Here is a 19764-nt window from a genome sequence, read left to right as displayed (position 1 = left end):
AGACTGACCCATCGTGCGTACGAAGTGGGCAGCCCTAGTCGGCGGTGTGTTGGTTCAGTTGGTCATCGGCGGCGTGTACGCCTGGAGTCTGTTCGGGCGCGCCCTGCAGGCGCCGGAGGCGATGGCCCTGAGCCACGTGCAGGCCTCCGTCCCGTTCGAGACGGCCATCGGCATGATCTTCGTCGGCGCCTCCATCGGCGGGCGCCTGCAGGACCGCAGCAGCCCCCGCACCGTCGCCATCATCGGCATGGTCATCTACGGGCTGGGCGTCCTGCTGGCCTCCCTGGCCACGGCCCCCGGCCACTTCTGGCTGCTGGTGCTGGGCTACGGCGTCATCGGCGGCTTCGGCCTGGGCATGGCCTACATCGTGCCGGTCGCGCTGCTGCAGAAGTGGTTCCCGGACCACACCGCGTTGGTCACCGGCCTCGCCGTCGGCGGTTTCGGTTTCGGCGCGACCGTCACGTCGCCGTTCGCGCAGTGGCTCGTCGCGATGACGCCCGACACGCCGGCGCTTGCCTTCCGCTGGCTGGGCATCGCCTACCTGGTGCTGGGCCTCATCGGCGCCGCGCTGCTGGTGTCGCCGGTTGTCGCGGCCGGTCCGAAGAAGGTGGTCGAGGGCGACCTCACCGCGCCCCAGGCCCTGCGCACGCCCCAGTGGTACCTGCTCACCGGCATCCTGATGCTCGCCGTGATGGCGGGCATCTCCCTGATCTCGATGATGGCCAGCGCCGCCGTCGACGTGGGCGGGTTCACCCCGGCGGCGGCCGCGGGCATCGTCGGCGTGCTGGCGCTGTTCAACGGTTGCGGCCGGGTGGCCTGGGCCGCCGTCGCGGAGAAGCTGGGTCGCCTGCCGATGCTGGCCACGATCCTGGCCCTCGAGGGAGTGGCGCTGATCCTGCTGCCGCACGCCCAAGGCTTCTGGTTCCTGGCGCTCGCCGCCGTGGTGTACCTCTGCTACGGCGGGGCGTTCGGCGTGCTGCCGTCCACGGCCGGACAGTTCTTCGGGTTGAGCCACGCCGGCGCCATCTACGGGCTGATGCTGGTGGGCTGGTCGGGCGGCGGAGTGCTCGGGCCGCTGCTGGCGGCAGGCCTGGTCGGCGATGCCGGCTCCTACACCCTGGCGTTCTCCGTGATGGGCGCCCTCGCAGTGGTGGCCGTGGCGTTGCCGCTGGTCACGCGCCCGGTGCGCCGCGCCCCTGCGGATCAGGCCGAGAGCACCCCCAGCGTGGTGAGCCAGGCGCGCGTGTCGTGATCGTCCACCCACCGGTGGGCCTGCCAGCCCACCGATAGGGCGCCGTCGACGTTGGCCTGCTTGTCGTCGATGAAGGCGATCTCGCCGGGTGCCAGCCCGAGGTCGCTGGTCACGCGCTCGTAGATGGCAGGCTGCGGCTTGACCGCCCCCAGGCTGGCGGAGACGTAGAGGTGGTCCACGTCGGCGCGCCAGACCGCCCCGTCGGCTGCCAACTGCATGGCGTGCGGTGAGTTGGACAGCACGGCCACGGTCACCCCGGCCTGCCTGCAGTCGCGGAGGAGTTGCCACGCTGCCGGGCGGAGGTTGGCCCAGATGTCGGCGTCGAGGTGCGCGATCTCGGCGATGAGGTCGGCGTCGTGGACATCGTGCCCGACGGCCGTGAGCAGCGGGCCCCAGTAGTCGCCGTCCGGGGCGCCGGCGTCATACTCTGCCCGACCCGTCCAGTAGTGCTCCTTGAGGAGTTCGGGGGTGGTGCCGACCCGCCCTGCCAGCATGGGCAGGAGCGACGGCGGCGAGGAGAGGACCTCCCCCAGGTCGAAGACGACGGCCTTGATCATGGCTCCAGCCTAGGCTGTGCGGATGCTGCCGTTTCGTTCCATCGCCCTCTTCGTCGTCGCCGCGGTCCTTGAGATCGGCGGCGCCTGGCTGGTGTGGCAGGGGTTGCGCGAGCACCGCGGCTGGTTGTGGATCGGTGGCGGGGTGATCGCGCTCGGCCTGTACGGCATGGTGGCCACCCTGCAACCGGACGCCAACTTCGGGCGGATCCTCGCGGCCTACGGGGGCGTGTTCGTCGCCGGGTCGCTGGCGTGGGGGATGGTGGTGGACGGCTTCCGCCCGGACCGGTGGGACGTGATCGGGGCGCTGTTCTGCCTAGTCGGGGTGGCCGTGATCATGTACGCGCCCCGCTCGCTGGGGAACTAGCGGCCATCAACGGGGGAGGGTGAGGCCCTCGTCGAGGCTCTCGGCCAGGCCGTCCTGGACCAGCGAGGTCATGCAGCGGCTGAGTTGCTCCGCGTCGGGCCAGTTGAGGTCGGCGACGAGGACGGGTGCGTGGGCCGAGCGGAGGGCGGCCATGATGCGGCCGCGGCACTGGCGGTCCGTGCCCTCCCACGCCTGGCCGACGCGCGGCGGGCCTTCCCAGGCCGGCTGGCCGAGCGCGAGCCAGGAGCAGTGCCCGGCCACGGGGCAGCGGCCGCACTGCGGGTTGCGGGCGGTGCAGACGGTGGCGCCCAGTTCCATGGCCGCGGCGGACCAGGTGGCCGCCTCCGCGTCGCCCTCCGGGACGAAGACCCAGGCGCGGCGTCGCTCCGCCGCGGTCTCTGTGCGGGCCGGATGCTCCACCCCGCCGTCGAGGCGGGCGAGGACCCGCCGCACGTTCACGTCCAGCACCAGGGACCGGCGGCCGAACGCGAAGGCCATCACCGCTGCCGCCGTGTAGCTGCCCACCCCCGGGAGTTCGAGCAGGGCGTCCTCGCTCTGGGGGAGCTCGCCGTCGTGCCGCTCCACCACAGCGCGGGACGCCTCCTGGAGGCGCAGCGCGCGGCGCGGGTAGCCGAGCCGACCCCAGGCGCGGAGGACGTCCGCCGTGGGCGCCGCGGCAAGCGCGGCGGGCGTCGGCCAGCGCCCCACCCATGCCAGCCAGGGCCCCTCCACCCTGGCCGCGGGCGTCTGCTGCAGCATGATCTCGCTGACGAGGACGCCCCACGGAGACACCCCAGGCTCACGCCACGGCAGCGGCCGCGCGTTGGCCGCGTACCAGGCGCTGAGCAGGTGCCGGAGCTCTGAAATATGGAGGGAGATATCTGCCACATCATCGCCATATGGGCCGATGTGGCCGGATTCTCCCTCCGAATGCTGGGTCCTCACGCCTCGAGGAGGGGGGTGATCGTGTCCACCAGTTCCGGATGGTCGGCGAGGGCCTCCCTCAGCTCGCGTGGACCGTGCGGCGCGAGGCCGGCGAGGAAGCCGCTCACCAACAGGGGGACGTAGCGTTCACCGAGCCGGGCCTCGAGGATGAGGTCTGCCGTGCGGAGCACTTCGTGGGCGGCCTTGTCGCGGACCTGCGTGCCGGAGAGCCTGCGCATCTTCAGCAGGGTGGAGGTGTAGGACGCGTCCTCCAGCGCGGAAGCGAAATAGACCCGTGCCGCATCTGCCAACTCGGCGTCGACGGCATCGCGCCCAACCTCCTGGATCGCCCTGTGCAGGTCCTGGCCCGCTTCGAACTTCACCACCTGGCGCTTCACGTTGTGCAGGCTGGGCCGCATCTGCTGGGCCTCGACGATCATGCCCAGCCAGAGGCCGACGAACAGGTCGCCCGTGCGGCGCTTCCCGTAGCGGGCCAGCGCGACGGCGGGGTGCATGTCATCGGGGTCTGTGAGGTGGTACTCGGTGAGCAGCGCGGCCATGGGGCAACGGTACCCGCCGGGCCAGGGGCGAGGGTTGATTACCGTCGCGGCAAGGCGTCCAATGGGAGGATGGAGAGCCTCCCACTGCTGCGCACCCCGATCCGCTCGATCGTGGTCGACGACTCCGCCTGCGACGTCAACGACCTGGCGGTCTGTGGAGGGGTGCAGGTCACCGTGCCGGCCACCGGGAGTTGGGCCGAGCTGGTCGACCGGGCCGTCGGCTCCGACTGGACGGGGATCGAGGCGCTGGCAGGTCTCCCGGGCACCGTCGCAGACGTGGTGCGCCGCAACGCCACCGCGCACGGGCAGCAGGCGGCCGACACCGTGATGTCCGTGCGCACCTGGGACCTCGAGGCCGACGCCCAGCGCACTTTCGCCGCCGTCGACTGTGGCTTCACCGACGGGAGCTCCCGGTTCCAGGAGGAACTCGCGGCTGGCTCCCCGCGCTACGAGATCCTCGACGTGAGCTTCCTGTTCCGCCAGGGCGACCTCACCCGGGCGGGCGCAGAAGTTGCTGCCCTGCTCAATGTGGGGCTGGGCGAGCGGGTGCCGCTGCGCACCGTCGCAGACGCCGTCACCGCGTCCTGAGCCGGCTCGGCGCCGGCCAGGGATCACATGGGGGCGTTGGTGAACCGGCTGTAGTGGCCCTGGAAGAGCGCGTCGATCTTGCCCGTCTCGCCGTTTCGGTGCTTCGGGATGTGGAAGGCCGCCAGCCCGCGCTCCTCGTCGGAGGGGTTCTGGGAGTACATCTCCGGGCGGTGCAGCATCAACACGATGTCGGCGTCCTGCTCCAGCGAGCCTGATTCACGCAGGTCTGACAGCTGCGGGATGCCGTCCTTGCGCTGCTCGGTGTTACGTGAGAGCTGCGACAGAGCGATGACCGGGATCTCGAGCTCTTTGGCCAACAGCTTGATCTGGCGGGAGAACTCCGACACCTCCAACTGACGCGACTCCACCTTCTTGCCGGAGCTCATCAGCTGGATGTAGTCGATGGCGAGCAGCTGCAGGTCGTGGCGCTGCTTCAGGCGGCGGGCCTTCGCGCGGATCTCCATCATGGTGAGGTTGGGGGAGTCGTCGATGAAGAAGTTCTTCTCCGCGAGGATGGCCGACTTGTCCGTGACCCGCTGCCAGTCGTTCTCGTCCATCTTGCCGCCGCGGATACGCCCCAGGGGTACCGACGCCTCGGCGGAGAGCACCTTCATCACGATTTCCGTGCGGCTCATTTCGAGCGAGAAGAACGCGGCGGGGAGGTTGTGGTGGATGGCGGCCGAGCGGCACACGTCGAGCGCGAACGTCGACTTGCCGACGCCCGGGCGCGCGGCCACGATGATCATCTGGCCGCCGTGCAGGCCGTTGGTGATGCGGTCCAGTTCTGTGAAGCCGGTGGGGACGCCGGAGAGCGCGTCGCCGCTGTTGGCGATGGCCTCCATCTCATCGAACGTGGGCTCCAGCAGTTCCCGGAGCGACTTGTAGTCTTCGGAGGAGTTGCGGTCCGTCACCTCGAAGAGCGTCTGCTGGGCCTCGTCGACGATCTTGTCCACTTCGCCCTGGCCGCCGTAGCCCAGCTGCGCGATGCGGATAGAGGCGTTGACCAACCGACGCAACACGGCCTTGTCGCGGACGATCTCCGCGTAGTAGGGCGCGTTCGCGGCGATGGAGACGCTGGAGAGCAGGTCGTGCAGGTAGACGGCTCCGCCCACCTTGGCAAGGAGCCCGGTCTTGCCGAGCTCCCCGGCCACAGTGATGGGGTCTGCCGGCTCGCCGCGGCCGTAGAGGCTGATGATGGCGTCGTAGATGGACTCGTGGTTGGGGCGGTAGAAGTCTGTGCCGCGCAGCACCTCGACGACGTCTGAGATGGCATCCTTCGACATCATCATCGCGCCCAGCACGCTCTGCTCAGCGGCGAGATCCTGCGGAGGCGTGCGGTCGAGCTCGCGGTCATCGAAGACCGCCGTTGTTGCATGCGCCGTCATCAGCTCACCCCCTTCCAGTTCCGTTGCTTAGGCTAAGGCACCCCTCCGACGGTTCCTGCTCAGACCTGCCCCCAGCGTGTGGAGGGGCCTGTGGACAGCCTGTGGATGACTGTGGATAACCGGCGGGCGCTGAGTCCCAGGGGTGTGGACGAATCTGTGTGCTGAGCGTGAATCCACCGTTATCAAATCGTTATATTGACGATGGTCGGCCAGCCTCTGGCAATTTGTCCACAAAGAGACGCGCTCTGCCCGTCATCCGCTCGTCCTCTCGTCACCCGTGCTGTGGGGCCACAGTGGAAGCGATGTCGCAAATGTGTGTTGGCAAGGTGGTTTGTACGATTCAGCCCCGTTTTCCATCCCGAGGGGCCAGCGTGGTATATGGGGGCCGGGTTCACCTGTCGTGCATCTTCAGGGCGCTAGTTATCCACAGCACCTGTGGGTTCATTGTGGATATGTGGGGGATCGCGCGTCGATCCGAGCGGTAGGCCACCCCGGGGGCCGGCCGGGAAACCTCGATGGGATGATGGGATGAGATTGAAATCCTTACCCCCCCGGGGTATGCTCGATCGAGAGGGAGGTGCCATGACGACGGAAACTGAAACCTGTCACACTCACGGTTACACGCCGGAGAAGGCAGCCTATTTGCGGCGCCTGCGCCTGATCGAAGGCCAGGTCCGCGGTCTCGCCCGCATGGTTGAAGAGGACCAGTACTGCATCGACGTTCTCACCCAGGTCACGGCCGTGACCTCGGCGCTGAAGGCGGTGTCGCTCGGGCTGCTCGAGGACCACCTCTCGCACTGTGTCGCCGACGCTGCCCGCAAGGGCGGCCCGGAGGGCAAAGAGAAGATTGACGAGGCGATGCAGGCGATCAAGCGCCTGACCCGATAGCCCGTCACCCAAGGAAGGACCATCTCTGTGATCACCAACTACACCGTTTCGGGCATGACCTGCGGCAACTGCGTCCACCACGTCACCGAAGAGGTCTCCGACGTCGAAGGCGTCAACAACGTCTCCGTCGCGCTCGAGGGCGGCACCATGTCGGTCGAGTCCGACGAGCGCATCCCGTTCGACGCCATCATCGAGGCGGTCCGCGAAGCCGGCGGCTACACCGTCGTCGAGGCCTGAGCGCCTGACCACCTGACCCCATCCGGGCAACTTCCCCGGGCGTAGCCGCCCGGGGGTTGTTCGGCCTGCCCTGCGCCAACCGCGGGGACCGAAGTAGCCAACGCGCATCAGGCAAGAGGAAGCATGTCCACCTCCAGGACCCAACCCATCACCAACAAGATCCAACTCGACATCCAGGGCATGACCTGTGCCTCCTGTGCCGCGCGGATCGAGAAGAAGCTCAACAAGGTGGACGGGGTGACCGCCTCGGTGAACTACTCCACCGAGAAGGCGACGGTCGAAGCACCGCCCAACTTCACGGCTGACGATCTCATCGCCGTCGTCGAGAAGACCGGTTACGGGGCCACGCTGCCCGTCCCGGTGAGCGAGAAGAACGACGAAGCCGCCGCGCTCAAGCCGCGCGTGCTCTGGTCGTTCATCCTCAGCACCCCCGTCGTGCTGGTCTCGATGATCCCCGCGTTGCAATTCCCCGGTTGGCAGTGGGCGGCGCTGGTCCTGTCCGCCGTCGTGGTGCTATGGCTGGGCCGGTCGTTCCACACGGCGACCTTCACCAACCTGCGCCACGGCGCCACCACCATGGACACGCTCGTGACCATGGGCACCGGCACCGCGTTCGCCTGGTCCCTCTACGCCATGCTGTTCGGCCACGCCGGCGAGATCGGCATGAAGCACCACTTCGAGTTCAACCTCGCGCAACAGGATGCGATGGGCTTCATCTACTTCGAGGCCGCCGTCGTCATCATCTCTTTCCTGCTGTTGGGCCGATACATCGAGGCCCGCGCGAAGACCGAATCGGGCGCCGCGATGCGTGCGCTGCTCGAGGTCGGCGCCAAGCAGGCCACCGTCCTGCGTGACGGCGAGGAGCAGCTCGTCGACGTGAAGTCGCTCGCTGTCGGCGACCTCGTCGTCGTCCGCCCCGGCGAGAAGGTCGCCGCCGACGGTGAGGTCGTGGAGGGCCGCTCCGCCGTCGATGCGTCGATCATCACCGGCGAATCGCTGCCGGTAGAGGTGGAGCCGGGCACGACGGTGGTGGGCGGTTCCGTGAACACCACTGGCCGCCTGGTGGTGCGCACCACTGCGGTGGGCGCCAACTCGCAGCTGGCGCGCATCGCGAAGATGGTCGAGGAGGCCCAGGAGGGCAAGGCCGACGTCCAGCGCCTGGCGGACAAGGTGTCCAGCATCTTCGTGCCCGTCGTCCTGGGTATCGCCGCCGTCACGCTGGTGGGCCACCTGGTCGCCGCGCACGGCTGGACGGTGGCGCTCTCCGCCGCCATCTCCGTGCTCATCATCGCCTGTCCCTGTGCGCTGGGCCTGGCCACCCCGTCGGCCCTCATGGTGGGCACCGGCAGGGGCGCCCAGTTGGGCACCGTGATCCGGGGCCCGCAGGTGTTGGAGCGTGCCCGCCGCGTGCAGACGATCGTGTTCGACAAGACCGGCACGCTGACCACGGGCCACATGTCCGTCGTGGACGTGGAGCCCGTCGATGGCGTGGACCGCGAGGAGCTGCTCGGGCTGGCGGCCGCCGTCGAGGCCGCCTCCGAGCACCCCATCGCCGCCGCTCTCGTCGCGGCGGTGGACCGGCCCCTGCCCGTCGAGGACTTCCAGAACGTGCCCGGCCGCGGTGTCCGCGGCATCGTGGGCGGCCGCACCGTCTACGCCGGTTCGCCCGCGTTCATGGCCGATCTGGGCCATGGCCGTGCGGGGTGGAGCCGCGACGTGATCGGTTCCGTCGTCGAGGTCGCCGATGAGCAGCGGATCCTCGGCCGCGTGGTGGTGGCCGACACCATCAAGGAGTCGGCAGGGGTCGCCGTCGAGCAGTTGAAGAAGCTGGGCCTCACCCCCGTGCTGTTGAGCGGCGACAACGAGGCCACGGCGCGCGCCGTGGCGGAGTCGCTCGGCATCCACGACGTCCGTGCAGGGGTCACCCCCGAGGGCAAGGTGGCCGCCATCAAGGAACTGCAGGCCAAGGGCCAGCAGGTGGCCATGGTGGGCGACGGCGTCAACGACGCGGCCGCCATCGCGCAGGCAGACCTGGGCATCGCCATGGGCACCGGCACCGACGCGGCCATCGCCGCCGGCGACATCACGCTCATGCGCCACGACCTCAGCGCCGCCGTCGACGCGGTGCGCCTGTCGCGCGCCACGCTGCGCACGATCAAGGGCAACCTGCTGTGGGCCTTCGGCTACAACACGGCGGCCATCCCGCTGGCCGCCTTCGGGATGCTGACACCCATGATCGCGGGTGCCGCGATGGCGTTCTCGAGCGTCTTCGTGGTCTTGAACAGTCTCAGGTTGCGGGGTTTCCGCTCGCTCCGGAAGGGCTGATACAGGCCGCTGGCTAGGCGAACTGCCCCTGAGAAGGGCTTTCAGGAAAAACTCAGGGAAACATCAGACCAATTGCCTCGTCCGGCTTTGCAATGGCGAGAAATCCCGCTAGAGTAATCCCATCTTCCCGAGCATTCGGGAGCCCGAAAGCCGCCCGACCCGCTGCCGCCCCCCAAGGGCAGCGGGTCGGGCCTTTTCATGCCCTGGGGCACTCGGGGGTCAGAGCACCGACGGGGGAGCACTCCCCCGATCTCCCTGCGCGGTATCGCACCGCTCTGTCGTCGCGGCGGGGTAGCGTCGGGTCCATGGCACGCATTGAATCCGACTCAATGGGCAACATCGACGTTGCCGCAGACCGCTACTGGGGCGCGCAGACCGAACGCAGCCTCCACAACTTCGACATCGGCCGCAACGCCTTCGTCTGGGGCCGCCCGATGGTGCGGGCCCTCGGGGTCCTGAAGAAGGCCGCCGCCCAGGCCAACGGCGAACTGGGCGAACTGCCGTCCGATGTGGCCCAGCTCATCGCCCGCGCCGCCGACGAGGTGATCGCCGGCAAGCTGGACGACCACTTCCCGCTGGTGGTGTTCCAGACCGGTTCCGGCACCCAGTCCAACATGAACTCCAACGAGGTCATCTCCAACCGCGCCATCGAACTGGCCGGCGGCGAGATGGGCTCCAAGCAGCCCGTCCACCCCAACGACCACGTCAACCGCGGCCAGTCGTCCAACGACACCTTCCCCACGGCCATGCACATCGCGGTGGTCAGCGAAATCAACTCGCTGCTGTACCCGGCCCTCGAGAAGTTGCGGGAGGTGCTCGACACCAAGGCCAGGCAGTACGACGACGTGGTGATGGTTGGCCGCACCCACCTGCAGGACGCCACGCCGGTGCGGTTGGGTCAGGTGTTCGGCGGCTGGGTCGCGCAGCTCGACTTCGCCGCAGAGGGCATCAGGTTTGCAGATTCTCGTGCGCGTGACCTGGCGATCGGCGGCACCGCCGTCGGCACGGGCCTCAACGCCCACCCGGAGTTCGGCGCGCTGACCGCGCAGAAGATCTCCGAGGAGACCGGCCTGGAGTTCCGCCAGGCTGACAACCTGTTCGCCGCGCTGTCGGCGCACGACTCGCTCGTCGAGGTCAGCGGCGCGCTGCGCGTGCTGGCCGGCGCGCTGATGAAGCTGGCCAACGACGTGCGCTGGTACGCCTCGGGCCCGCGCAACGGCATCGGCGAGCTGCTGATCCCCGAGAACGAGCCCGGCTCGTCGATCATGCCCGGCAAGGTGAACCCGACGCAGTCGGAGGCCCTCACCATGGTGGTCGCGCGGGTGTTCGGCAATGACGCCACCGTCGGCTTCTCGGGAAGCCAGGGCAACTTCCAGCTCAACGTGTTCAAGCCCGTGATGGCCCACGCCGTGCTGGAGTCGATCCGCCTGCTGGCGGACGGCATGCGCTCGTTCACGGACCACTGCGCCGTCGGCATCGAGCCGAACCTGGAGCGGATCAACGCGAACCTGTCGTCCAACCTGATGCTGGTCACCGCGCTGAACCGGCACATCGGCTACGACATGGCCGCCAAGATCGCCAAGCAGGCGCACAAGGAGGGCACGTCGCTGCGTGAGTCGGCGATCGCCAACGGTGTCGCCGGCGAGGACTTCGACGCCTGGGTGGTTCCAGCGGACATGACCGGTAAATAGGCTCGAGGGTCTCTGAAAATTGGAGGGAGATTTTGGCCACGTCCCGGCTATATAGCGCGATGTGGCTGAAATCTCCCTCGGATTTTTCGGGCTATGCCCGCCGGCCGCCGGCCGCGACCTCGGCGTAGATCGACAGCATCTCCGCAGCCTGCGAGGCGATGCTCCACTGCGAGCCGAGTTCGACGGAGCGCTCGCGCGCCCTGGCCCGCCAGGTGTCATCCGGCAGCTTCTCCAGCACCCGGATGATGCCGGCGGCCAGGGACGCGGGCGTCGGGCGGGTGATCTCGCCATTGACGCCGGGTTCGATCACGAGTTGCAGTTCGTGGTCCACCGAGACGATGGGCAGGCCCGCCAGCGCGGCCTCGTGCAGGACGAGGGCCTGGGTGTCGGTGAGGCTGGGGAATGCGAACACGTCCGCCATGCCGTAGAACGCGCCGAGGTCGTCGCGCTTCTGCTCGCCGGGCAGGATGATGCGGCCCGCGTCGCGGCCTTCGGCGAGGATCCGCTTGATGCCCGAATACCGTTGCCAGTCTCCGACGATGCACAGCCGCGCGTCGGGGTACTGGGCGTGCACCAACGTGAAGGCCTCGGCCAGCAGCGGGATGCCCTTCTCCGGTGCGATGCGGCCGGCGTACAGCACCATCGGCCCGTCGGGATGAGTGATCGGCGGGGGGCCGGGCGGGAGCGGGTCCACACCGTTGGGCACCACCCGCACGTTGATGTTCTCCGTGAGGTGCCGGCAGCGCAGCGCGGTCTTCGGCGACGGGGTGGTCACCAGGGTGGCCGTCTCCAGCATCTTCTGGCACAGGGCGAGCAGCGACGCCGTCGAGCGGCCGCGGTCCTCGTAGCGCACCTCCGCGGCGCGGATGTCGCGCTGGCTGACGAAGTCGCCCCGGGTGATCGTCGCCCACGCCCGCAGCACTCCGGTGAGCAGGGGCAACACGGTCGAATAGTGGTCTGCGTACGCGTCGAAATCGGTGTGCCACGTCAGCAGCATGGGGATGCCGAGCCGCTGCGCGGCCCAGGTGCCGAGCACACCGATGGTGCCGAAGCCGTGCACGTGCAGGACGTCGGGCTTCAGCTTCGCGATCTCGTCGATGGTGCGCTCGAAGTGCCGACCGTTGGCCACGCGCGTGGGCATCTTCGGTACGCGCACCGAGGGGAGCCGGATCTCGCTGCGGCCGGGGCGGCCGTGGTGCGGGTTGGGCCCTTTCGCGGCGGGGGCGACGACGATCACCTCGTGCCCGGCGTCGAGCAGGTTGCCCTCCAACTGCTGTACGGCGAACATCAGGCCGTTGGCACCCGGGCCGTAGTTATCGATGAACTGGGCCACCCTGAGGCGGCGTCCATCGGTGGAAACGGGGGCGGTCACCCGGCCACTCTAGCGGCTGATCGCGGGCGCCTGTCGGCGGGCGCGGCAGCGGGTCGAACCGTGGGCAGCCGGGCGCCATCCCAGGGGTTTCCACGCCGTTCGACCGGCGTGTCGGAGGGCGACTTCCGCGAAGTGCTCGCGTTGTAGACCCCCTCCGGGTTACCGTCGTCCATGCGCGTGGTGATCGCACCCGACTCGTTCAAGTCGACCATGACCGCCGTCCAGGCCGCCCGCGCGATCGCGGACGGGTGGGTCGACGTGCGCCCGGCGGACCGGCTGACCATCCGCCCCATGGCCGACGGCGGGGAGGGCACCCTCGACGCGTTCGCCACCCTCGCGAGTGCCGAACGGTTGCCGCTCGACACCGTCGACGCGCTCGGCGACCTCCGGCACGCGTCGTGGGTGCGGCTCCCGGACGGCACGGGCGTGGTGGAGCTGGCCCATTGCTGCGGGCTCACCACGATCGGGCATCTGGCGCCGCGCGAGGCGCACACCCGCGGCCTCGGCCTGGCCATCCGCGCCGCGCTGGACGCCGGCGCCACCCGGCTCCTCCTTGCGCTCGGGGGCAGCGCCTCCACCGACGGGGGCCTGGGCCTGCTCGTCGCGCTCGGCCTGAGCGTGGCACGCGCACCCCAGCCGACCGCGCTCACGGAGCAGTTGGGCAACGCCGCACTGCCGGGGATCACGGCCGTGGAGTGGGCGGGCGTCGTGCCGCCGCCCGAAGGCGGTGCGCTGGTGCTGTCCGACGTGACCAACCCGCTGCTCGGCCCCGACGGTGCGGCCGCAGTGTTCGGACCGCAGAAGGGCGGCGCCTCCCTGGTGGAGGAGATGGACGCCAACCTCGCGCACTGGGCCGCGTTGGTGGGAGGCGACCCCCACGCACCCGGCGCCGGCGCGGCGGGCGGTGCAGGCTTCGCGCTGCAGCTCTGGGGCGCCACCACCACCTCCGGCGCCCGGGTGGTGGCCGACGCGATCGGGCTGCGCGAAGCCATGGAGGACGCTGATCTCGTGGTGACGGGGGAGGGCTCGTTCGACGCCCAGAGCTTCAGCGGCAAGGCCGTCGACGTGGTGCGGCAGATTGCTGCCGAGGTGGCGGAGGCGCGGGGAAGGGACCTGCCTGTCGCCCTGGTGGCCGGCCGCCGGGAGGTGGACTTCCACGGCCTCGCCGTCGCGCTCTGGGACCTTGCCGGTGAGCGCGCCCTGGCGGACCCCATCGCGGTGGCGAGGGAAGCGGGACGCCAGTTGGCTATGAGCTTCCGCTGACCACGGGGGAGGCCGACTCGCTGGCGGGGTTCATCCGCACCACCCTGCTGCACAGAGCCACCACGTCCGGGTCGTGCGTGATGACCAGGACGGGCTCGTCCGCGAAGGCGGCCCACACGTCGCGCATCAGCGCGTCGGCGGTCTCGCGGTCCAGGTGCTCGGTGGGCTCGTCGAGGATGATGAGGTCCCGCGTGCCCACCAGGAGCCGCGCCAGCGCGAGGCGACGACGCTCGCCACCGCTGATCGTCGTGCCTGATTCGCCCAGCCGTCGCTGCGGGTCCATCGGCAGCCCGGCCTTCGCCAGCGCGTCGAGGATGGCCCCATCGGTGGCGTCCTTGTCGCCGATGCGCACATTCTCCGCGACCGTGGTGGCGAAGATGTGGGCGTCCTGCTCCAGGTAGCCGACGCGACCGCCCCTCGACACACGGCCGGCCAGCGGGGGGATGAGCCCCATGGCGGTGGCGGCGAGGGTCGTCTTGCCGACGCCGGACTGTCCCACCAGCGCCACCCGCTCGCCCGGGGCCACCGACAGGGAGACGTGCTCCTGGACCACCACGGAGTCGCCATCGGGCAGCGGCCAGCCGATGGTCGCGTCCTCCAGCAGGAGGCCCGGGGCTCCCTCGCCGGGCACGACGTCTCCGGTGCCGACAGGCTCGGCCTCCAGCACCTCGGAGAGGCGGCCGAGCGCGGAGCGCGCCCGGGTGTAGGTCTGCGCCGCCTGCGCGAAGGTGCCGAGCACCTCGTGTAGCGCCAGCGGGGTGAGGACGAGCACGGCCAGCAGGCGGGGGTCCAGGTCTCCGGCCGTCAGGGCTCCGGTGCCGAACCACAGCGCTGCTCCGACGGCTAGCCCCGAGGCCACGAGCTGGCCACCCGTCGCGATGCCGCGGATCCAGGCGCCGCGGGCCTCCTGCCGGCGCAGTTCATCGTCGATCCCCAGCAGCCTGTCGAGCGCAGCGGCCTCGGCTCCGTAGGCCACCAGATCCGTGGCGGTCCGCGCCAGTTCGCGCACGCCGTCCGCCAGACGACCCCGGGTGGGCACCGCCGCCAGGTCGACGGCGAGGCTGGCCCGCTGGGTCCACCACGGCAGCACCACCCCGGCGAGCAGCGCGGTCGCCAGCAGCGCGAGGGCGGTGGGCCAGTTGAACACGCTGAACATCACCGTGGTGGCCACGACGACCAGCGCGGCCGAGACGAACGGGATCACCACGCGCACCACGAGGTCCTGGATGGCGGTGACGTCGGCCACGACGCGCGTGAGCAGGTCGCCGCGACGCCTGCCGATCAGGGTGGTGGCGGCCAGTTTCTCGTAGACGCGCACCCGCAGCGCCGTCTGCATGCGCAGCGCCAGGTCGTGGCCGACGATGCGCTCCAGGTAGCGGAAGACGCCCCGCGAGATGGCGAACGCGCGCACGCCCACGGCGGCGGCCTGCAGGTACAGCACCGGCGGCGCCATCGCGGCGAACGACAGCAGCCAGGCGGAGACGCCCAGCAGCGCGACGGAGGAACTGGAGGCGAGCATCGCCAGCAGCACCGCCAGCAGGAACCGACGGCGACCCTTGGGCGTCGCGTCCATCAACTCCCGGGCCAGGAGGATCGTCTTCCTCATGCCGGCACCACCTCCACCACGCGGTCGGCGGCGGCCAGCACGGCGGGCCGATGGCTGACGATGAGGGCCCCGGCGCCCGTCGCGCGGACGGCCCCGATGACGTGCGCCTCCGTGGCGGCGTCCAGGCCGGCCGTCGGCTCGTCGAGCACGAGCAGCCGCGCGCCGCCGAGCCTGATCCGCACCAACGCGCGGGCCAGCGCGACGCGGCGCCGCTCGCCGGCGGACAGGCCCTCGCCGTCGTCGCCCACGTGCTTGTCGAGGCCGAAATCAGCGCCCGCGTCGGCCAGCGCGCGGGCGAGCTCTGCCTTCGGGGCCGAGGGGTGGCCGAGCGCGACGTTGTCGCCGACGGTCCCGTTGACCAGCCCCGGTTCCTGCGCCACCCACGCCCCCTGGGCGCGCCACGAGGCCAGGTCGATGTCCGCCAGGGAGACGCCGCCCACGGACACAGTGCCGGAATCCGGCGCGAGGAAGCCCATGGTCATGGCCAACGTCGTGGACTTCCCTCCCCCCGAGGACCCGCTCAGCGCCACCACCTCGCCGGGCTCCACCCGCAGGTCGAGCCGGTCGACGGCGGGCTCGGCCGCTCCGGGATAGGTGAACGAGACGGCGTCCAGGACGAGGGCGCCCGCCGGGGCCGGCAGCGTTCCCGCATGCGTCGGGGCCGCGTCGATCACCTCGAACGCGGCATCGGCGGCCGCGATGCCGTCGGCCGAGTCGTGGAAGTGCACGCCCACCTGCCGCACGGGCAGGAAGGCCTCCGGCGCGAGAATGAGGACGAAGAGGGCGGTGGTGAAGTCGACGTCGCCGTACACCAGCCGGAAGCCCACCGTGACCGCGACGATCGCCACCGACAGCGACGCCAGCAACTCCAGCGCGAACGCCGACAGGAACGAGATGTAGAGCACCTTCATGGTGGCGCCGCGGTACTGCTCCTCGGTGAGGTCCACGCCGCGCTTCTGGGCCCGGGCCCGCGCGAACGCCTGCAGCGTGGGGAGGCCGCTGATGAGGTCGCCGAAGTGGTTGGCCAGCCGGTCTGCCACCGAGTACGAATGCCGCGTGGCCTTCTCCGTCGTCCACCCGATCAGCGCCATGAACACCGGGATGAGCGGCAGGGTGAACGCGATGATCAGCGCGGACTGCCAATCTGCCAGCAGGATGGTGCCGCCCACGAGCAGCGGCACGGTGACGGCCAGGCCGAGTTGGGGGAGGTACTTGCTGAAGTAGCCGTCGAGCGCGTCCAGGCCCTGCGTGACGGTGCGCAGCAGGGACGCCGACGACGTGGCCCCCACCGGGGTGGCCAGCCTGGCCGCCAGCACGTCGCGACGCAGCGTCGACTTCACGGAGGCCGCGCTGCGGTGCGCCAGCCACGAGTTGAGCCAGGACAGGAGGCCGCGGCCGAGGAACACGAGGAGCAGCAGCACCAGGGCGGTGCCCCAGCCGGATGGGAAGCCGCCGGTGTCGAACGCCAGGGTGACCCAGTCGGCGATGAGCCTGGCCTGAGCGATCAGCAGCCCCGCCGTGACCACGCCGACGACCACCGTGGCCACCAGGAACCTGCGGGTCGCCTCGGCGCGCTTCAGGAGTCTGGGATGGATGGGTCCGGCCACTCAATCATCCTTCCACACAGGGGAATGTGGGCTGGACCCGGTCAGGGCGGGTCAGCTCAGGCTGGAGTACGCCCCGCCGTCGATGACGTCGGTGAAGCCCAACTCGTCCATCGCCGCCTTGGCCTGGCCGGAGCGGTTGCCGCTCTGGCAGTACACGACGTAGGTGGCGTCCCGGGGCAGCTCCGCCAATTGGTCGGCGAAGTCAGGGGCGTAGAAGTCGATGTTGCGGGCGCCGTCGACGTGCCCGGCGTCGTACTCGTCGGGGGTCCGCACGTCGAGGAAGACGGCGTCGGCGGGGAACTCGGAGGGGGCCTCGTCACCGCACGCGGCGAGGAGGGCTGTCAGGGCCAGGATCAGGGCGAGGAATAACTTGCGCACGGACTCAGAATACCCCCATGGGTATCAGGGTTGTGAAACTTGACCTTGCGGAAACGTCCCGATCGCCCGAATGTGGGCGGACCGGGACGTTTCCGCAAGGCGGATCCGAGTCAGGCGGCCACGTGGACCTCGTCGGGGATGTTCTTCGTCGAGATCCGCTTACTGAAGACGTAGTAGCTCCAACTCTGGTAGGCGATCACGATGGGAACGAAGATCACCGCTGCCCAGGTCATGATGGTCAGCGTGGTGGGCGACGACGCGGCCGAGAGCATGGTGAGGCGCTCGCCGATGGCGATGGTCTCGTTCTGGGCGAAGCCCAGGTTGCCGTACATCTTCAGGAAGATCCCGACGAACAGCGCCACCACGGTGATGCCGGTGGAGATGAAGCCCCAGCCGTCACGGCCCTTGGTGATCAGCAGCGTGCCCGCCACGATCGCGATGATCGCGACCGCCCCGGCCACCCAGGCGTAGATCGAGAAGTCGCCGAACTCGGAGGTGGCCGGCCAGAAGATGTTCTGCCCGATCACGAAGAGCGCGACGAGCGCAGCGGCCAGCCAGCCGACCTTCGACGCGAACGCCTTGGCCCGGTCGTGGATGATGCCGCTGGTCTTCAGTGCCAGGAACATCGAACCGTGCACCAGGAACAGCACCACGAGCAGCACGCCGCCGAGCAGGGCGAACGGCCCGAAGAGGCCCCAGAAGGTGCCGTCGAACAGCGGCGCCGGCCCCACGGGGGTGTCGACGGTGGCCTGCGGCAGACCCACGACGAAGTTGGCGAAGCCCACACCGAGCACCAGCGACGGGATGAAGGAGCCGATGGTGGCGAACCAGTCGAGCATCGAGCGGTACTTCGAGTCGTGGTGCTTCGAGCGGTACTCGAACGCCACGCCACGCAGGATCAGCCCGACGAGCACGAGCAGGAGCGGCAGGTACAACGCGGAGAACGTCGTCGCGTACCAGCCGGGGAAGGCGGCGAACATCGCGCCGCCCGCGGTCAGCAGCCACACCTCGTTGCCGTCCCACAGGGGGCCGATGGTGTTGACGATGACGCGCTTCTCCTTCTCGTTCTTGCCGAACACGGGGATGAGCATGGCCACGCCGAAGTCGAAGCCTTCGAGGAAGAAGAAGCCGATCCAGAGGACGGCGACCAGGACGAACCAGACGGCCACGAGGATCGGGGTCTGAACGGTGGTTTCAAGCAGATTCAACATGTCTCAACCTGTCAGTAAGCGAAGCTCATCGGGGCGTCGGCATCCGTCTGTACCTCGACGGGGGCGACCTCTGGGAGACCGGCCTTCGCGTACTTGAGGAACAGCCACACCTCGAGGACGGCCAGGCCGCCGTAGAGGAGGGTGAACACGATCATGGAGAACAGCACCTCGCCCGCCGAGACGGAGGCGGAGACGCCTGCCTGGGTGGGCAGCACGCCGGCGACCAGCCACGGCTGGCGGCCCATCTCGGTGAAGATCCAGCCGAACGAGTTGGAGAACAGCGGCAGCAGCGGCATGGCGAACATGAGCAGCGTCCAGAGCAGGCTGTACTTCGGCAGGCGGTCCTTGCGCACGCTCCATAGGGTGAAGGCCGCGATCGCGATGCCGATGAAGCCCAGGCCGATCATGAGCCGGAAGGTCCAGTAGGACACGGCCACGTTGGGCATGGGGTCCACCTCGTAGTTGGCCTGGAGTTCGGCCGCGTACTGGGTCTGGAGCGTGGTCTTGGTCTCGTCGAAGCGCTGGAAGCCGTTGGCGGCGTACTCGTCGCGCAGGTTGTTGATGCCCTTGACCGTTTCGTGGCCCGAGAGGGTGGACAGCAGGCCGGGGATCTTGATGGCGAAGACTTCCTCCGTGCCCTCCAGGTTGCCGATCGTCACTATGGAGAACGAGGCGTTCTCCTCCGTGTAGAACAGTCCCTCGGCGGCGGCCATCTTCATGGGCTGCACCTCGGTCATGATCTTGGACTGGAGGTCGCCGGTGAAGATGACACCGACGGAGGCCACGAGCAGCACCCAGGCGCCGAACTTGGTGGCGAACCGGTAGGCCTGCGTGTCGCCGGCCTTGGCCTCGCCGTCGCGGTTGATCCTGGCCAGGTGCCAGCCGCCGATGGCGGCCAGCAGGCCGCCGGCCACCATGTAGGCAGCGAAGATGACGTGGGGGAACGTGACGAGGAACACCGGGTTCGTCAGCACCTGGAGGAAGCCGTCGACGCCGTCGAGTTCTGCGCGGCCGTTGTTGAAGATGGTTCCGACGGGGTGCTGCATCCACGAGTTCGCCGCGAGGATGAACACCGCCGACAGCATGGTGCCGAACGCGGCCATGTAGATGGCCATGAGGTGCAGCCACTTGGGGAGCTTGTCCCAGCCGAAGATCCACAGGCCCAGGAACGTGGACTCGAGGAAGAAGGCCAGCAGCGCCTCGAGTGCGAGCGGCGCCCCGAAGACGTCGCCGACGAAGCGCGAGTACTCGGACCAGTTCATGCCGAACTGGAACTCCTGCACGATGCCGGTCACGACACCCAACGCGAAGTTGATCAGGAAGAGCTTGCCGAAGAATTTGGTGAGGCGCAGGTAGGCGTCCTTGCCGGTGCGCACCCACAGTGTCTGGAGGACGGCCACGAGCATTGACATGGCGATCGTGATGGGGACGAAGAGATAGTGGTAGACGGTGGTGATCCCGAATTGCCACCGTGCGAGAATCACAGGATCCATGGCCGCACGGTACTACTTTGCGTCGTACTTCGACAACCTGTCGCTAAAACTGGGGCGAGTAGC

Annotated in this window: 18 protein-coding genes; 8 read left to right on the top strand and 10 right to left on the bottom strand. The window is 69.3% G+C overall.

All coding sequences use genetic code 11. The features are described from left to right. Nucleotides 1-13: 13 nt before the first annotated feature. A complete protein-coding gene (locus tag C3E87_RS11255) occupies nt 14-1252 on the top strand; it encodes an OFA family MFS transporter (RefSeq protein WP_198928295.1) in 1239 nt (412 codons plus the stop codon). Here C3E87_RS11255 and C3E87_RS11250 read toward each other — a convergent pair. Beyond that, nucleotides 1204-1809, bottom strand: a complete 606-nt coding sequence (locus tag C3E87_RS11250) for an HAD family phosphatase (protein WP_076062857.1) — start codon at nt 1807-1809, stop codon at nt 1204-1206. The genes C3E87_RS11255 and C3E87_RS11250 overlap by 49 nt on opposite strands. Nucleotides 1810-1831: 22 nt before the next feature. Here C3E87_RS11250 and C3E87_RS11245 point away from each other — a divergent pair, with 22 nt between their 5' ends. Further along, on the top strand, nt 1832-2173 hold the full coding sequence (locus C3E87_RS11245) for a YnfA family protein (protein ID WP_076062854.1): 342 nt from the start codon (nt 1832-1834) through the stop codon (nt 2171-2173). Between the two features lie 6 nt (nt 2174-2179). Here the strand turns inward: C3E87_RS11245 and C3E87_RS11240 are convergent, their stop codons facing one another. Next, entirely contained in the window at nt 2180-3061 is an 882-nt protein-coding gene (locus C3E87_RS11240; protein ID WP_304442054.1) for an A/G-specific adenine glycosylase, read from the bottom strand. A 53-nt stretch (nt 3062-3114) separates the two neighbouring features. Then, nucleotides 3115-3657, bottom strand: a complete 543-nt coding sequence (locus tag C3E87_RS11235; protein WP_076062851.1) for a DUF6553 family protein — start codon at nt 3655-3657, stop codon at nt 3115-3117. A gap of 69 nt (nt 3658-3726) precedes the next feature. On the opposite strand from C3E87_RS11235, the gene C3E87_RS11230 reads away from it, so the two are divergent. Continuing rightward, nucleotides 3727-4245, top strand: a complete 519-nt coding sequence (locus tag C3E87_RS11230; RefSeq protein ID WP_076062847.1) for a hypothetical protein — start codon at nt 3727-3729, stop codon at nt 4243-4245. 23 nt (nt 4246-4268) lie between these two features. On the opposite strand, the gene dnaB is transcribed toward C3E87_RS11230, so the two are convergent. Continuing rightward, nucleotides 4269-5630: a replicative DNA helicase gene (gene dnaB / locus C3E87_RS11225; RefSeq protein ID WP_076062844.1), complete on the bottom strand. Its 1362-nt coding sequence runs from the start codon at nt 5628-5630 to the stop codon at nt 4269-4271. Nucleotides 5631-6212: 582 nt separating this feature from the next. Here dnaB and C3E87_RS11220 point away from each other — a divergent pair. The 4 genes from C3E87_RS11220 to fumC all read left to right on the top strand — a co-directional run bounded on the left by C3E87_RS11220 (nt 6213) and on the right by fumC (nt 10771). Further along, nucleotides 6213-6518, top strand: coding sequence for a metal-sensitive transcriptional regulator (locus C3E87_RS11220; protein WP_076062841.1), 306 nt, complete (start codon nt 6213-6215; stop codon nt 6516-6518). Between the two features lie 27 nt (nt 6519-6545). Continuing rightward, on the top strand, nt 6546-6755 hold the full coding sequence (locus tag C3E87_RS11215; RefSeq protein WP_076062838.1) for a heavy-metal-associated domain-containing protein: 210 nt from the start codon (nt 6546-6548) through the stop codon (nt 6753-6755). A gap of 123 nt (nt 6756-6878) precedes the next feature. Beyond that, nucleotides 6879-9080, top strand: a complete 2202-nt coding sequence (locus tag C3E87_RS11210) for a cation-translocating P-type ATPase (protein ID WP_076062835.1) — start codon at nt 6879-6881, stop codon at nt 9078-9080. A 305-nt stretch (nt 9081-9385) separates the two neighbouring features. Then, nucleotides 9386-10771: a class II fumarate hydratase gene (gene fumC, locus C3E87_RS11205; protein WP_076062832.1), complete on the top strand. Its 1386-nt coding sequence runs from the start codon at nt 9386-9388 to the stop codon at nt 10769-10771. A 91-nt stretch (nt 10772-10862) separates the two neighbouring features. On the opposite strand, the gene C3E87_RS11200 is transcribed toward fumC, so the two are convergent. Next, nucleotides 10863-12143 carry a glycosyltransferase gene (locus tag C3E87_RS11200; RefSeq protein WP_076062828.1) on the bottom strand — a complete coding sequence of 427 codons (1281 nt, stop codon included), beginning with the start codon at nt 12141-12143 and terminating at the stop codon, nt 10863-10865. Nucleotides 12144-12314: 171 nt separating this feature from the next. On the opposite strand from C3E87_RS11200, the gene C3E87_RS11195 reads away from it, so the two are divergent. After that, nucleotides 12315-13406, top strand: coding sequence for a glycerate kinase (locus tag C3E87_RS11195; protein WP_076062826.1), 1092 nt, complete (start codon nt 12315-12317; stop codon nt 13404-13406). On the opposite strand, the gene cydC is transcribed toward C3E87_RS11195, so the two are convergent. The 5 genes from cydC to C3E87_RS11170 all read right to left on the bottom strand — a co-directional run bounded on the left by cydC (nt 13390) and on the right by C3E87_RS11170 (nt 19701). After that, nucleotides 13390-15012, bottom strand: a complete 1623-nt coding sequence (gene cydC / locus C3E87_RS11190) for a thiol reductant ABC exporter subunit CydC (RefSeq protein WP_076062823.1) — start codon at nt 15010-15012, stop codon at nt 13390-13392. The genes C3E87_RS11195 and cydC overlap by 17 nt on opposite strands. Beyond that, a complete protein-coding gene (gene cydD, locus C3E87_RS11185; protein WP_076062899.1) occupies nt 15009-16559 on the bottom strand; it encodes a thiol reductant ABC exporter subunit CydD in 1551 nt (516 codons plus the stop codon). The genes cydC and cydD overlap by 4 nt, the downstream gene beginning before the upstream one ends. 111 nt (nt 16560-16670) lie before the next feature. Beyond that, nucleotides 16671-16997 (bottom strand): rhodanese-like domain-containing protein, encoded by a 327-nt coding sequence (locus tag C3E87_RS11180; protein ID WP_076062821.1) that lies wholly within the window; start codon nt 16995-16997, stop codon nt 16671-16673. A 110-nt stretch (nt 16998-17107) separates the two neighbouring features. Beyond that, nucleotides 17108-18208 carry a cytochrome d ubiquinol oxidase subunit II gene (cydB, locus tag C3E87_RS11175; RefSeq protein ID WP_076062819.1) on the bottom strand — a complete coding sequence of 367 codons (1101 nt, stop codon included), beginning with the start codon at nt 18206-18208 and terminating at the stop codon, nt 17108-17110. 11 nt (nt 18209-18219) lie between these two features. Further along, nucleotides 18220-19701, bottom strand: a complete 1482-nt coding sequence (locus tag C3E87_RS11170; protein WP_076062817.1) for a cytochrome ubiquinol oxidase subunit I — start codon at nt 19699-19701, stop codon at nt 18220-18222. Nucleotides 19702-19764 lie beyond the last annotated feature (63 nt).

The organism is Tessaracoccus sp. ZS01, from assembly GCF_022342445.1.
Lineage (GTDB): Bacteria > Actinomycetota > Actinomycetes > Propionibacteriales > Propionibacteriaceae > Arachnia.
The sequence above is the reverse complement of the archived record's forward strand: the minus strand, read 5'-3'. Positions and strand labels throughout refer to the sequence as shown.

What these genes read in the sequence shown, in the direction of transcription:
- C3E87_RS11250 (WP_076062857.1), bottom strand. Translation starts at nt 1,809, where the DNA reads ATGATCAAGGCCGTCGTCTTCGACCTGGGGGAGGTCCTCTCCTCGCCG.
- C3E87_RS11245 (WP_076062854.1), top strand. Translation starts at nt 1,832, where the DNA reads ATGCTGCCGTTTCGTTCCATCGCCCTCTTCGTCGTCGCCGCGGTCCTT.
- C3E87_RS11235 (WP_076062851.1), bottom strand. Translation starts at nt 3,657, where the DNA reads ATGGCCGCGCTGCTCACCGAGTACCACCTCACAGACCCCGATGACATG.
- C3E87_RS11230 (WP_076062847.1), top strand. Translation starts at nt 3,727, where the DNA reads ATGGAGAGCCTCCCACTGCTGCGCACCCCGATCCGCTCGATCGTGGTC.
- dnaB (WP_076062844.1), bottom strand. Translation starts at nt 5,630, where the DNA reads ATGACGGCGCATGCAACAACGGCGGTCTTCGATGACCGCGAGCTCGAC.
- C3E87_RS11220 (WP_076062841.1), top strand. Translation starts at nt 6,213, where the DNA reads ATGACGACGGAAACTGAAACCTGTCACACTCACGGTTACACGCCGGAG.
- C3E87_RS11210 (WP_076062835.1), top strand. Translation starts at nt 6,879, where the DNA reads ATGTCCACCTCCAGGACCCAACCCATCACCAACAAGATCCAACTCGAC.
- fumC (WP_076062832.1), top strand. Translation starts at nt 9,386, where the DNA reads ATGGCACGCATTGAATCCGACTCAATGGGCAACATCGACGTTGCCGCA.
- C3E87_RS11195 (WP_076062826.1), top strand. Translation starts at nt 12,315, where the DNA reads ATGCGCGTGGTGATCGCACCCGACTCGTTCAAGTCGACCATGACCGCC.
- cydC (WP_076062823.1), bottom strand. Translation starts at nt 15,012, where the DNA reads ATGAGGAAGACGATCCTCCTGGCCCGGGAGTTGATGGACGCGACGCCC.
- cydB (WP_076062819.1), bottom strand. Translation starts at nt 18,208, where the DNA reads ATGTTGAATCTGCTTGAAACCACCGTTCAGACCCCGATCCTCGTGGCC.
- C3E87_RS11170 (WP_076062817.1), bottom strand. Translation starts at nt 19,701, where the DNA reads ATGGATCCTGTGATTCTCGCACGGTGGCAATTCGGGATCACCACCGTC.